The following is a 12,468-nucleotide window of genomic DNA, read 5'->3' on the forward strand; positions in this document are numbered from 1 at the left end:
CGTCGCCAAATGCATAGGGCGGCAATCGTTTCAGCACACGCGACTGCTCGGCGTAGAGGGTGTCGAATCCCACGGTCAGCCCGTCGGCGTACAGACGTGCGGCGACCCGCGCCAAACCCGCGCCGTCGTCGTCCGGTCCGGTGCACGGGACCAGGGTGCGAACCTGCGTGCCTAGGCCGCAGCGGCGGGCCAGGGACACCAGGGTCGAGCGCGGGCCGAGCTCGATCAGGTGGGTCGGCGTCGCCTGAGTGGTCGCCGCGGCGATCGCCTCGGCAAATCGGACGGTCGACGTGATCTGTGCAGCCCAGTAGTCGGCGTCCATGTCGGTGCCGTCGATTACCCGACCGTGCAGGGTCGACACCACGGGGATCTTCGCTTTGCGAGGTGTCACTGTCGCCGCGACGTCATGGAACGCCGCCGCCGCCGGCGCCATCAGCGGCGAGTGGAACGCATGGGACACGGACAGCAAGGAGACTTTCGCGCCGCGTGCGACCAGCGCGTCGGTGATGCGGCCGACGGCCTCCGCGGGACCGGACACCACCGTCGACTGGGGCCCGTTCACGGCGGCGATACCGCACGACGGTTCCGCGGCCACAAGCTCGGCAACCTCGTCGACCGCAACCCCGACGCCGCTCATCGCGCCGCCCGCAGGCAGTTGCTGTATCAGCCGGCCACGCGCGACCACCAGCCGCGCCGCCTCGTCGAGGGTCAACACCTCGGCAAGCACCGCGGCAGCGAACTCGCCTACGCTGTGGCCGACGACGAACGCCGGCTCGACGCCTAGTTCGAGCAGGGTCGCACCCAGCGCATAGGACACGGCGAACAGCGCCGGCTGCGCGTGCGCGGTCTGATGAATGTCGGGGCTGTCGGAGAACATCAGCTCAAGCAGGCCGCCACCACCGGCGAGGTCGACGGCGGCGGCCGCCCGCGTCAGGCGGGTCCGGTACGGCGGGCAGGCGCGGTACAGCGCACGAGTCATGCCCGGGTATTGCGCACCCTGACCGGTGCACAGCAGCCCGATCCGCAGCCGAGCGCTGCGACGACGGGCCGGCGCGTCGGTACCGGCGTCCGTTTCGGCGTAGGCGTACAGCGCACGGACCAGGTCGGCAGAGGTGCCGGCCGCCGCGAAGCGGTGCTTGAGCGAGCTCTTCACCCGGTTGCTGGTGTAGCACAGCGCGGCGACATCGTCCGCGCTGTCGAGGGCGTCGGCGAGCGCTCTGGCGTTGCGGCGCAACGCCGCCGGCGAGTGCGCGGAAACAGTGATGACGCCGACTTGCGCGTCGGCACCCGCGCCCGCGTCGACCCGAGCGGGAGGGCTGGCAAGCATCAGATGGACGTTGCTGCCGCCGAGTCCGTAGGAGCTGACGCCGGCGAGAACAGGATCGTCACCGAGCTGGACCGGGGCGGTGGTCAGCTGCAGGCCCTGCTCCTCCAGACGCAACGCCGGGTTGGGCCCCGCCGGCGCGACCGTCGGAGGGAGAACGCGGTGGGCCAGCGCGAGGCTGGTCTTGATCAGCGCGGCGATACCGGCGGCGCCTTCGGTGTGGCCGATGTTGCCCTTGATGGAGCCGATCAGGCACGGACGGTCGCGTCCGGTGCGGTGCAGGTCGCCGAGCGCGTTGGCCTCGATCATGTCGCCCAGCATGGTGCCGGTGCCGTGCGCCTCGACGAACGCGACGTCGTGGGCGGCGGCGCCGGCCCGATTCAGGGCGCGCACCATGACCTTGGACTGGGCCCAGCGGTTGGGGGCGGTGATGCCGCTGCTCTTGCCGTCCTGGTTGGTGGCGCTCCCGGCGATGACCGCGTACACCGGCTGGCGGTCGGCGACCGCATCGGTGAGCCGGCGCAGCACCACGGTGCCGACGCCCTCGCCGCGGCCGATCCCGTCGGCGTCGGCGCAAAACGGTTTGCAGCGACCGTCGGGCGCGGACAGCCCGGCTTGGGTGTAGAAGATGGACAGGCCGGGGGTCAGCATCAGGTTGACCCCCGCCGCGACGACAAGGTCCGTGTCACCACAGGCCAGGGCCTGGCAGCCGAGATGCACGGCCATCAGCGACGACGAACAGGCGCTGTCGACGGTGACACTGGGGCCGGTCAGGTTGAGGTGGTAGGAAACTCGGTTGGCGACCATGGCCTGACCGGCGCTCATCCCACGTTGCGGAGTGAGGTTGGGGTAGTCGAGCAGACTGACGGCACCCCACTCGCTCGACATCATGCCGACGAACACGCCCGCGTCGGTGCCGGCCAGTGCGCGCGGGTCGAGCGCGGCGTCTTCGATTGCGCGCCAAGCGGATTGCAGCACCAACCGTTGCTGCGGGTCGAGAGCGGCGGCTTCGACCGGGGAGATGCCGAAGAACTCGTGGTCGAAAAGGTCGGCGTCATCGATGAAGTGCGCGTGCCGGGTGTTCATGGTGCCCGGCCGCATTTGGTCGCTGTGAAAGCGGTCGATGTCCCACCGCGCGGCGGGCACGACGCTGGTGGCGACGTCGCCGTTCATCAGCAGCTGCCACAGGCCCTCGGCGGTGGCGGCGCCGGGGAATCGGCAGTCGATGCCAACGACGGCGATCTGGGTCATTGCGGGCTCCCCAGCTCCTCGCTGAGATGACCGGCGATGGCGTCGATCGTCGGGTAGTCCCACGCGATGGTGGGTTGGGCGAGGATTCCGAATTCGAGTTCCAGGTCGGTGCAGAGGTTGAGCGCGAACACCGAGTCCAGGCCGTAGTCGCCGAGCGCTTTGTCGGTGTCGACCGCATCGGGGTCGGTGTTCAGGTAGGCGGCGACTCGGCTGATCAGCCAGTCGACCAGATCGTCGTGGGTGGGGAGGGTGGTTTCCATGGTTGAGTCCTTCGATTCGGTTGGGGTTATGGGGTTTTGGGTCGGTAAACGGGATCGGCGTCGATGCAGAAGTCAAGTCCGGCGGCCGTTCGGCTGGTGAGTTCGCTCAACAGCGCCTCGTCACGGCCGAGGTCGATGGGAGTCGGATGGCCGAGCCTGACGGCGATCCGTCCGAGCAGCGCCCGCAGCCAAGTTGAGTCGGGCGCGGTCGCGGGTAGCCGTCCGGCTTGCCACACGCCGATGCAGCAGGCGGCAGCGGCAAGCAGGGCATAGCGCTCGGCGAGGCGGAACGCGGCGGGAGCGGCGTCCACACCGCATCCATTCGCCGGCAGCGACCGCGCATCGTCGAGCAGCGCGCGCAGGTCGCCGCGCAGTTGGTCGGCCAGCGCCCGCGTGGCCGGTTCGACGGCATGCGACAGGTCGGCCAGCTGAGCCGCCAGCGTGCCGACCAACGGGTCGTGGCCGCGCCCGAGCAGACACAGTGCCGAGTAGTCGAGCTCGGGCAGCGGCGCCGTGTCGAACGTGCCGGCGGGCACGGTGTCCGTCCCTTCGCCCAGCCGGCCCAGCGAAATCAGTTGCGGCAGAACGGTAAGCAAACACGCGGTCCCGCCGGCATGCCCGATGCCGAGTACCGGTAGGTCGCGCAGGTGTTTGCCGACGATCGCGTACTCGCCGCTGCGCAGGAAGCTTCGTGCGCCCAACACCACCGCAAGCGAGCGGGCCGCGTCCTCGAGCAGAATCGGGACCAGGTACTTCACACTCGCGGCGTATTTGCTGCAGTGTGCAGGCGCAGTATGCAGCAGCCGGGCGGCGGCGGTGGTGAACGCGTCGGCGACCATCAGGTCGGCGAATGCGTCGGCGATCACGGCCCGCGCGTGCGGGATGTCCGCGACGGTGCCGCCGTAGAGTCGGCGCTGCTGTGCGAACGCGAGCACCGCGGCCAGCACGGCATCGACACCGCCGATGCCGAGTCCAGCCGTCACGCATCGGGTGACCTGGAACGAGCGCAGCGCGGTCTCGACGGCCGTGCCGGGCGCGCCGATAAGGCTGTCGACGGGGACACGGTGGCCGGCGAAATCGAATCCGCTGAGATGGCAGCCGCGCATGCCCGCAGTACGGAAGCGCGGCAGCCGAGTCAGGCCGGGGGCAACCGCGCTGGTGTCGACAAGCAGCAGCGAATGGCTACGGGGTCCGGGCTTGGCGTCGGTGCGCGCGAAGACGACGGCGTGCCGGGCGTCGGCGGCATTGTTGATGACCTCCTTGCGGCCACTGATCACGAAGTGCTCGTCGTTGCGATCGGCGCTCAGCTCGTTGTGGAGGAGGTCGTTGCCGTGCCCGAGTTCGTGGTACGCGGCGGCGATCTTGCCGCCTTTCAGCAGCGTGGCGGCCAGCTCACGACGCTGCTCGTCGTTCCCGGACATCCAGACGTTCACCCCGGCCATGAAGTTGGTGATGCCGTAGCCGAGTCCCAGTGCGGCATCGCGGCGGAACACCGGACGCAGTGCGCGGATGAGCTGGTCGGTTCCGGCGAGCCGGCCGCCGAGCGATGCGGGGACCAGTTCGGCGTTGAAACCCCACTCGTCGAGCGCCCGCACCGCGTCGGCCGGCAGCTCGCGGCGTTCGTCGGCGGCGAGCACCGCGTCGTGACCGCACGGGTTCTGCGGGTCGTAGGGGTCGCCGAGTAGCCCTTCGAGGTCGGTGGTCCGGGTCTGTAGGGCGCTCATGATCTTGCCGCTTCCGCGAGCCGGCAGTCGAACAGCGAAAGCAGGCGGCCGGTGCGTTCTTGCGAAACGAGGGTCTCGACGAGCGCGTCGGTGGGCACCTCGGCCGAGACGCCGAGCCGGGTCAGCACGCGGGACAGTGCGGCGGTGAGCCAAGTGCCGTTGCTCCACAGCGTCCCGGCGAAGGCGCCCTGGTTGTGCAGCCAGACCTGCACGCACGCCGCGCCGGCCAGGCACAACGCGAATCGGCGGGCCAACTCGTAGGCGTCGGCAGCCGGGAATCGGCTGGGAGTGTGCCCGGCGATCTCGGCGAACACGGCCTGAGTCGCCCCGTCGAGCTGCTCGGCGGCAGCGGCGAGATGCGGCCCGGCGCCGGCGAGAGCAGCCACCGCGTCGGGCAGCGCACGCAACGCGCCGACGCCGTGGCGCGACATCAGCGACAACGCGGCGGTGTCCAGCTCGGGCAGGTCGCGCCGCAGATCAGCGCAGGTGGCCAGGGCCTCGTGGTCGATCGGGCCGCCGCGTCGGTGCGCCAGCGCCAAGGTCGGGAACTGGTTGATCAGGGAGTGCAGGTTGACCAGGGTGTTGCCGTCGAACATCGACACGATTGCGTTGTCCCGCTCCACCTTCTCGAATCGGCCGTATTGATAGTCGATCAGCTGCGACCGTGCGCCGAGCAGCCGGCGCAGCCGGACGATCATCGCTTCGGTGTGGGTCGGCACCAGGTACTTGACGGCGGCCGCCCACAGACTCATTTCGCCGGTCGCGGCGTGGATAGCACGTGCGGCCATCAAGGTGACTGCCTCACCGAGCAGGTGGTCGGCGTAGCACTCGGCGAGCGTCTGGCGCGCCAGCGGGAGCTGAAGAAGGTTGCGGCCGTACAGTTCTCGGTCCGCGACGAATTCCGTGCACAGCCGCAGCGCGTGATCCGAGGCGCCCAGGGACAGTCCGGCGCACATCGTCCTGGTCAGTTGCAGCGCCTTGAGGACGATCTCGAGACCGGCCCCTTCAGCGCCGACCAGGGCGGTGCGCGGCACGGAGGCGCCGTCCAGGGCGAAGCCACTGATGTCGGCGCCCCGGATACCGATCGTGGGGATCTTGGGCAGGCAGGTCAGCTCGGCGTCGCCGAGTCGGCGCTTGTCGATCAGCAGCAAGCTGTAGCCGCGTGCCCCACCGCCGTCCCGGGTACGGACCAGCGTGCAGATCAGGCCGGCTCGGGTGGCGTTGTTGACAAGCCATTTCTCGCCACTCACGGTGAACCCGTCGGCGGTGGGTTCGGCGGTCATCTCGCCGGCCAGCAGGTCACTGCCGTGGCTGCGCTCGGTCAAGCCCCACGACACCGGTACCCCCTGGCTGATCACCTGACCCAGCTCCCGGGCCTGGTCTGCGGTGCCGCCCACCCAGACGCTGGCTCCGCCGAAGTAGGTCTTGAAGTGCGCGATCGCGACGGTCAGATCGCGACGGGCCACCACCCGCAGCAGCTGGACGGCCTCCTCGTAGGACGTGTTCGTGCCGCCGTAGCACACCGGGACGTAGTGACCGGGCAGCCCGTACCTGTCGAGGACGGCACAGGCGTCGGCCGGGAACGCCTCGACGTCGTCAAGGGCGGCGGAGGCCGCGTAAACGAACGGTGCGTGTGGATCGGCGGGATCGCCGAGGAACTCTTCGAGCAGTTCGGCGGCGGCGAACGACGCGGGTCGCGTTATCGAGGCCACCTATCCGGCTCCCAACACGAGGCCCGGCGCCGTCGGGGCGGGCAGGCCGTCGAGCCAGTCCAGCATCGCGGTGGCGAACAGGTCCGGTTCTTCGATCATCGGCGAGTGGCCGGAGCGGGGAATCTCGACGAATTCGGCGTCGGGGAACATCGTTGCGGCGTCACGCCATTTCGCCGCCGGACTGACCTCGTCGCACGCGCCGCACAACAAAAGGACAGGGCAGTCGATGCGGTCGAACAGCGGGCGCGCGTCATAGCCCTTCGTCGCGCGCAGCGCACGCCCCGCGCGGAGCATGATGCGCGGCGTCAGCGCCTGGGTGCAGCGTTCGATCAGCTCCGGGGTGATCAGTTCCTTCTTGTGGATGAGCCGGTCGGCGAGAACGTACCCGAGCTTAAGCGAGGGAGTACGCAGTGCGGATCCGAAGCTCGCTGCATCCTGTTCGTCACCGAGACCGGGTGCCCCGGTGAGGATGACGCCCGACCAGCGCGACGGGTCGGCCGCCGCCAGCTCCATCGCGACCAACCCGCCGAGGGAATTGCCGCACAGCACCGGAGCGGGGTCCGGCAGCCGGTCGACGAGCAGCGAAATGCTTTGCAGGAGTGCGGGAATGTCCTCGGAGGTGGCGTGCGTGGCCAGCGGTTCGGTGGTGAGGACCGTGCCGTGTCCGTGCGCGTTCAGCGCAGCGACGACGGGTTCCCACGCCCATCCGCCGCCGAACAGTCCGTTGATCAGCACCACCGTGTGGCGGTCCTGCCGGGCCGGGTGAACGGTGACGGTCACGTTGTCGTGCGGGAAGCTGTACATCTTGGGTATCTCCTGGTTGTGGCTGGCGACTGGCGGCGTGGGGGTTAGGGGGTTTTTCGACGCAGGGTGGCGGCGCCGCCCAGCAGTGCAGCGACGATGAAGACGCCGATGACGGCCATGTCGCGCCACATCCGGGGCGTCGCGTCGGTGTGGGTGCTGATCTGCTTCAGTGCTTCGACGGCGTAGGTCAGCGGCAGCGCGTCGCTGATCGACTGCACCCATCCGGGCATCTGTTCGCGGGGGATGAACACGCCGGCCATGAACAGCTGGGGCACCAGCACGATCGGCGCGAACTGCACCGCCTGGAACTCGGTTTGTGCGAAGGCGCTGAAGAAAAGCCCAAGCGAGACACCGAGAATCGCGTTGAGCACACAAACCATCGCGACCAGCACCGCGCTGCCGGAGGTGTGCAGATCCGTCACGCGGAACGCGACGAGCGTGACGATCACCGCCTGCGCGACGGCCGCCAGCGAGAACGCGCTGCCGTAGCCGGCCAGCAGTTCCAGCTTGGTCATCGGGGTGGCGAACAGCCGGTCGAGCGTGCCGTTGGAGCGTTCACGGCGCATCGTGATCGCGGTGATCGGGAACATCACCGCGCACGGCAGCACTCCGAGCTGGAGGATGCCGAGCCGGTCGAAGGGGGTGCGGCCGTCGGGACCGGCGTGTTGCAGCGAGAGGGTGAAGTAGAACAGCACGGTCAACAGGGCCGGGACCACCAGGATCATGAACACAGTGCGCCGGTCGCGGCGCACCTGGGTCAGGATGCGGGCGGTGGTCGCGGCGAGGATGCTCGGGTTCACGAAACTGCCTCCGGGATGAGGTGGGGACGAAGCGGGCTCAAGTCGTCGGTGCTGTCGCGAATCAGCGACAGGAAGGCCGATTCCAAATCACCGCAGCCGGTGCGGCGCATGATGTCGGCCGGGGCGGCGTGGGCGAGGATTGCCCCGTCGCGCATCAGGATCAGCTCGGCGCAGTGCCGCGCCTCATCCATCGCGTGACTGGAGATCAGCAGCGTCTTTCCCCGGCGGGCGAGCGCCCCGAACTGTTCCCACAGTTCGGCACGCAGCACCGGGTCGAGCCCGACCGTCGGCTCATCGAGGATGAGCAGGTCCGGGTCGCAGACCAGGGCGCAGGCCAGCGAAACCCGGCCCTGCTGGCCGCCGGACAGGTTCCCGGCCAGTTCGGATTTCTTGCTGGTCAGCCCGACCGCGTCGATGACCTCCCGGACCCGGTCCTTTCTGACGCCGTACAGCCGGGCGAAGTAGCCGACGTTCTCGGCTGTGGTGAGGTCGGGGTAGATGCTGGGCGACTGGGTCACATAGCCGATGCGCCGCCGCAGGCTTCGCGCACCGGCGGGCTGCTCGAACACCGCAGCCGAACCGGCCGTGATCTGCTGGGCTCCGACGAGCGCGCGCATCAAGGTGGTCTTGCCGCAGCCGGAAGGCCCGAGCAGCCCGGTGATGATCCCGGACGGGACCGACAGGCTGATGGTGTCGATGACGGTGTGGCTGCCACGGTCGATCCGCAGATCATCGATGCGGATGGCCGGCGGGGCGGATGCGATGCTCATGCCCGGACCGCCCGCTGCGAGGTGTAGTCAGCGGCTTGAGCATCGATGCGGCCCAACAATTCGGCCGCCTTGCCGCGCTGCAGCTTGCCCGATGCAGTCTTCGGCACGCTGCCGGGCGACAGCACCAGCACCGTCCGGGCGTTGTATCCGACGGCCTGACTGACCCGCAGGGCGATCTCGGCCCGGATGCGTTCGGCCTCGGCGGGGTCGTCGGCCTGCTTCGATTCGGCGAGGACGGCAAAGCTCTCCCGGCCGTTGCCGGCCTCGATGCGGACCGCCGCCGCGTTGCCGGCCCGCACTCCGGGAACGGCGCAGGCGGCACGTTCGATGTCGGTCGGGTAGATGTTGTTGCCGGCGATGACGATCACGTCCTTGGCGCGGCCGCACACGAACAGGTTGCCGTGTTCGTCGAGGTAGCCGAGATCACCGGTGCACAGCCATCCGTCCCGGAAATCGCCGTCCCGCCAACCGTTCTCGGTGAGGTAGCCGCGCGACACCGCGGCGCCGCGAACTTCGATCGACCCGACGTGGCGCGGCGGATGTGGGTGGCCCTGGTCATCGACGACGCGGACCTCCATGCCCGCGACCGGCAGGCCGACCGATACGACACTGCGGGCGTCGTCCGCGGTGTCGGGCGTTGCGAGCGCGTGTTCGTGCAGATCGCGACGGCTGATCAGGTCCACGTTGACTTGCTGGGAAGTGTCGAAGGTGATGGCCAGCGTGGCCTCGGCCATGCCGTACGCGGAGGTGATCGACCCCGGCCGCAGGCCGAAGCGAGCGCCGGCCTGCTCCAACCGGCGCACGTCGCGTGCGTCGATGGGCTCGGCACCGTTGATCGCGACGCGCAAGCTGGACAGGTCGTATCGGCCGGCCTCGGCGCGTTCCAGGGTCAGCGCGAGTAGCGCGTACGCGAAGTTGGGTCCGGAAGTGATGGCACCGCGGTAGCGGGTGATCAGGTCCGGCCAGAGCGCAGGGCGACGCAGGAAGTCCTCCGGCGTTGCGGCGATCAGCTCGACACCCCACTGCATCGGATGAGTGAGGAACGCGAGCATTCCCATGTCGTGCGACAACGGCAACCAGGACACCATCACGTCCGTGCTCGCATCGCCGTCGGTTGCGGTGAACAGCGCGACCGAATTGGCGAACAGGTTCGCGTGGGTCAGCTGGACGGCTTTGGGGCTGCCGGTCGACCCGGAGGTCAGCTGATACATCGCGACCGCCGAATCATCCACGTACAGCGGGTCGATGGCCGGTCCGGTCCGCAGGTCGTCGATCGTGACCACGTGCTGACCCGCGGCGGCCAGCGGCGCCTCCGCCGCGCCGAACGGGGAGCCGACGACCGTCAGGACCGCTCCGATCGTGCTCGCGGCGCGGGCGGTGTCGACTAGCCAAACCGCGAGGTCGGTCCGGGGGGTGGGCTGCTGGAGCATGGTGAGGGAGGCGCCGCGCATCCACACCGCCTGAGCAAGTGGCGCGACGTCGGCCGGGTGGCCGGCGAGCACCGCTACGACGGAGCCCGGTCCGACACCGGCATGCGCGAGTGCGCCCGCCATGCATCGCGCCTGCTGGTGGACCTCGCCCCAGCCGCGCCGGACCGGCGCGTCCCAGGGTCCGGTGACCAGCCCGCGGGTGCTGGTTTCGGCATTGGCGTACATCTGGTCGGTGAATGTGCTCATCAGAGTTTGGCCTCGATGAAGGCAATCGCGTCGCCGACGGTGTGCACTTCGATCTCGGTGTCGTCGAGCGCGACGATTCCGAATTCGGCCTCGCAGGTCAGGAGGAGTTCGAGCGCGCCGAGGGAGTCGAGTCCCAGGTCGTCGAGCAGGCGGTCGGGCGTGACCTGGTCGATGGGCAGTTTGGTGTACCCGGCGATCAGGGTGCGGACGGCGACGTCAAGGTTCGCCTGCTGCGGGGATGTGGTCGTCATGGCCTCTCTTTTCGGTTACGTGGGTATCGGGGTTTCTGGGACATGGGTCTAGGAGCGACGGCACACGGTCACCGGAAACGGGTCCGGAGCGCGCAGCACGAATTTGTGTTCGGCCTGGGCATGGGCCGCGTGTGCCGATCGGAAGGTGTAGCGGCGGGCGAGCGCGGTGAGGATCAACGCGGCCTCGTCGTGGGCGTAGGACGACCCGATGCAGTAGCGGTGACCCGCGCCAAACGGGATGTACGCATAGCGGTGAGCGGGTCGCGCGCCGTCGGCGAGGAATCGCCGGGGCCGGAACGTTTCGGGCTCGTCCCAAAACCGCGGATGGCGATGCAGCAGGAAGGGGCTGATCGTGACCGCTGATCCGGCGGGGATAGCGACGCCGCCGACGCGGTCGTCGCCGAGCGCCCGGCGCCCGAGCAGCCAGGCCGACGGGTACAGCCGCAGGGTTTCGTCGAACACGGCTTTGGTCAGCTCGCCGGCGTGCGCCGGGTCGGTGTCGAGGACGTGCTGCCACTCCGCGTAGATGTCGGGGTGCTGCATGAGCAGGATCCATGCCCAAGTCAGCGAGTTGGCGGTCGTCTCGTATCCGGCCAGCAACAGCGTGACCATTTGCTGGTAGAGCGCCTCGCCGGCGTGCTCGGGGTCACTGGTCAGCGCCGAAAGTGCGGGCCCCTGGTCTTCGGTGGCCGAACCGGACACGGCGTGACGGATACATCCATACAGCGCATCTCGTGGACCGGCGCCCGCGGCGGTGCCCGGCAGCAACGAACTCGCTCCGTCGAGGACATTGCCCACGGCGGTGCAATGGTCGATGAAAAGCTTGTGGTCCATCCCGAACAGAGCGCGGGTGGTAATCGACAGAGTCACCTCGGCGATGGCCGCGGACAGATTCACCTCGACGCCGGTGTCGGCAACGGAGTCGAACGCCTCGACGAGCGCGGCAATGGATTCGCGGGCAGTGGCCATCAGCCGCTGCCTGTCCCGGAATGCCGGCATGAGCAGGGTCCGCTGCCGGCGCCAGCGCGCACCGTCCGCGGTCAGGATCCCGTCGGCGACCTCGGTCCGAAAGTAGCGGTTCGCGCTGGTGTCCTTGCTGTAGTTGGCTCGGTTGGAGCCGAGCACGTGCTGAGCGTGGTCTGGGTGGTTGAGCAACACGTTGCGTTCGCCGCCGACCGTGTAGGACACGACATCGCGTCCGCTGCCCGCCAGCCGCACCAGCAGCTGCGCGCGGTTGGCAGCCGGTCGGACAGGCCCCGACCCGGCATGCGACGCGCAGAACGGACATCCCGTCGCGGTTCGTAGCTGGGCCGCGGATGATGTGCAGCCGCGAAGCGTCACAGTGGCCTCCAAGCGGTGTGATTGCAGAACACGGTGCAGCGTGGACCTTGGAACATTCTTGGAAGCCGGATCGATCTGGTGCTTATCGGACGCCGCGTTCAGTGCGAGCGTAGGCTTGGCACACCTGTAAAGCCTTGCCCGCCAACGGGAATACGTCGCATACGAGCGACAACAACTCGTGGGGCAGCTCCGTCGCGCGGGCCATGGTCGCTCCTAGCTGTCAGCGGTTTCGGCAGTCGACGCAGACCAACTTAGGTTCCGGTAGCAGGGCAGACAACCGGGCGCGCACCACCGTTCTCGGTGGTGCAGGCACCCCGTCCGGCAGGTGCCTGCACCACCGGCGATGGTGGTGCACGCGGGGTGGCCAATCCTGGCCTGCCGAGCCTAAATTCGTCCGCGTCGACCGGCAACACCACCAACGGGTAGGCGATCTCCTGTGACAAGTCGTTATCTGGCGGGCCATTTCGCCCCGCTGCACGCGCACAACACCCGCACTGAGCAGCGACGCCAAGAATCCTTTAAGGACGCGACGAGATGGTGGTGCCCTGCCGCGAA

General features: G+C 68.9%; 10 protein-coding genes. All 10 read right to left on the bottom strand.

Features of this window, described 5'->3' with window-relative positions:
• On the bottom strand, window positions 1–2,575 hold a 2,575-nt coding region (locus VML93_RS17960; RefSeq protein ID WP_325612701.1), incomplete at its 3' end, for a type I polyketide synthase.
• Window positions 2,572–2,835 carry an acyl carrier protein gene (locus VML93_RS17965; RefSeq protein ID WP_325612703.1) on the bottom strand — a complete coding sequence of 88 codons (264 nt, stop codon included), beginning with the start codon at window positions 2,833–2,835 and terminating at the stop codon, window positions 2,572–2,574. The genes VML93_RS17965 and VML93_RS17960, both read right to left, overlap by 4 nt.
• Window positions 2,836–2,861: 26 nt before the next feature.
• Window positions 2,862–4,559, bottom strand: a complete 1,698-nt coding sequence (locus VML93_RS17970; RefSeq protein ID WP_325612704.1) for an acyl-CoA dehydrogenase — start codon at window positions 4,557–4,559, stop codon at window positions 2,862–2,864.
• Window positions 4,556–6,271, bottom strand: a complete 1,716-nt coding sequence (locus tag VML93_RS17975) for an acyl-CoA dehydrogenase (protein WP_325612706.1) — start codon at window positions 6,269–6,271, stop codon at window positions 4,556–4,558. Before VML93_RS17975 ends, VML93_RS17970 begins: the two co-directional genes overlap by 4 nt.
• Window positions 6,272–7,075 (bottom strand): alpha/beta hydrolase, encoded by an 804-nt coding sequence (locus VML93_RS17980; protein WP_325612707.1) that lies wholly within the window; start codon window positions 7,073–7,075, stop codon window positions 6,272–6,274. It lies immediately after the preceding gene.
• Window positions 7,076–7,119: 44 nt separating this feature from the next.
• Window positions 7,120–7,875, bottom strand: coding sequence for an ABC transporter permease (locus VML93_RS17985; protein ID WP_325612708.1), 756 nt, complete (start codon window positions 7,873–7,875; stop codon window positions 7,120–7,122).
• Window positions 7,872–8,645 (bottom strand): ABC transporter ATP-binding protein, encoded by a 774-nt coding sequence (locus VML93_RS17990; RefSeq protein WP_325612710.1) that lies wholly within the window; start codon window positions 8,643–8,645, stop codon window positions 7,872–7,874. Before VML93_RS17990 ends, VML93_RS17985 begins: the two co-directional genes overlap by 4 nt.
• Window positions 8,642–10,321, bottom strand: a complete 1,680-nt coding sequence (locus VML93_RS17995) for a fatty acyl-AMP ligase (protein WP_325612711.1) — start codon at window positions 10,319–10,321, stop codon at window positions 8,642–8,644. The genes VML93_RS17990 and VML93_RS17995 overlap by 4 nt, the downstream gene beginning before the upstream one ends.
• Complete coding sequence (locus VML93_RS18000) at window positions 10,321–10,572, bottom strand: phosphopantetheine-binding protein (protein WP_325612713.1); 252 nt, start codon at window positions 10,570–10,572, stop codon at window positions 10,321–10,323. Before VML93_RS18000 ends, VML93_RS17995 begins: the two co-directional genes overlap by 1 nt.
• A gap of 48 nt (window positions 10,573–10,620) precedes the next feature.
• Window positions 10,621–11,913, bottom strand: coding sequence for a cytochrome P450 (locus VML93_RS18005; protein ID WP_325612715.1), 1,293 nt, complete (start codon window positions 11,911–11,913; stop codon window positions 10,621–10,623).
• Window positions 11,914–12,468: the final 555 nt, after the last annotated feature.

The organism is Mycobacterium sp., assembly GCF_035499775.1.
Lineage (GTDB): Bacteria > Actinomycetota > Actinomycetes > Mycobacteriales > Mycobacteriaceae > Mycobacterium.

Bases quoted from the DNA above. Each gene is read 5' to 3' on its own strand.
- VML93_RS17965 (WP_325612703.1), bottom strand. From the start codon at position 2,835: ATGGAAACCACCCTCCCCACCCACGACGATCTGGTCGACTGGCTGATC.
- VML93_RS17970 (WP_325612704.1), bottom strand. From the start codon at position 4,559: ATGAGCGCCCTACAGACCCGGACCACCGACCTCGAAGGGCTACTCGGC.
- VML93_RS17980 (WP_325612707.1), bottom strand. From the start codon at position 7,075: ATGTACAGCTTCCCGCACGACAACGTGACCGTCACCGTTCACCCGGCC.
- VML93_RS17990 (WP_325612710.1), bottom strand. From the start codon at position 8,645: ATGAGCATCGCATCCGCCCCGCCGGCCATCCGCATCGATGATCTGCGG.
- VML93_RS17995 (WP_325612711.1), bottom strand. From the start codon at position 10,321: ATGAGCACATTCACCGACCAGATGTACGCCAATGCCGAAACCAGCACC.
- VML93_RS18000 (WP_325612713.1), bottom strand. From the start codon at position 10,572: ATGACGACCACATCCCCGCAGCAGGCGAACCTTGACGTCGCCGTCCGC.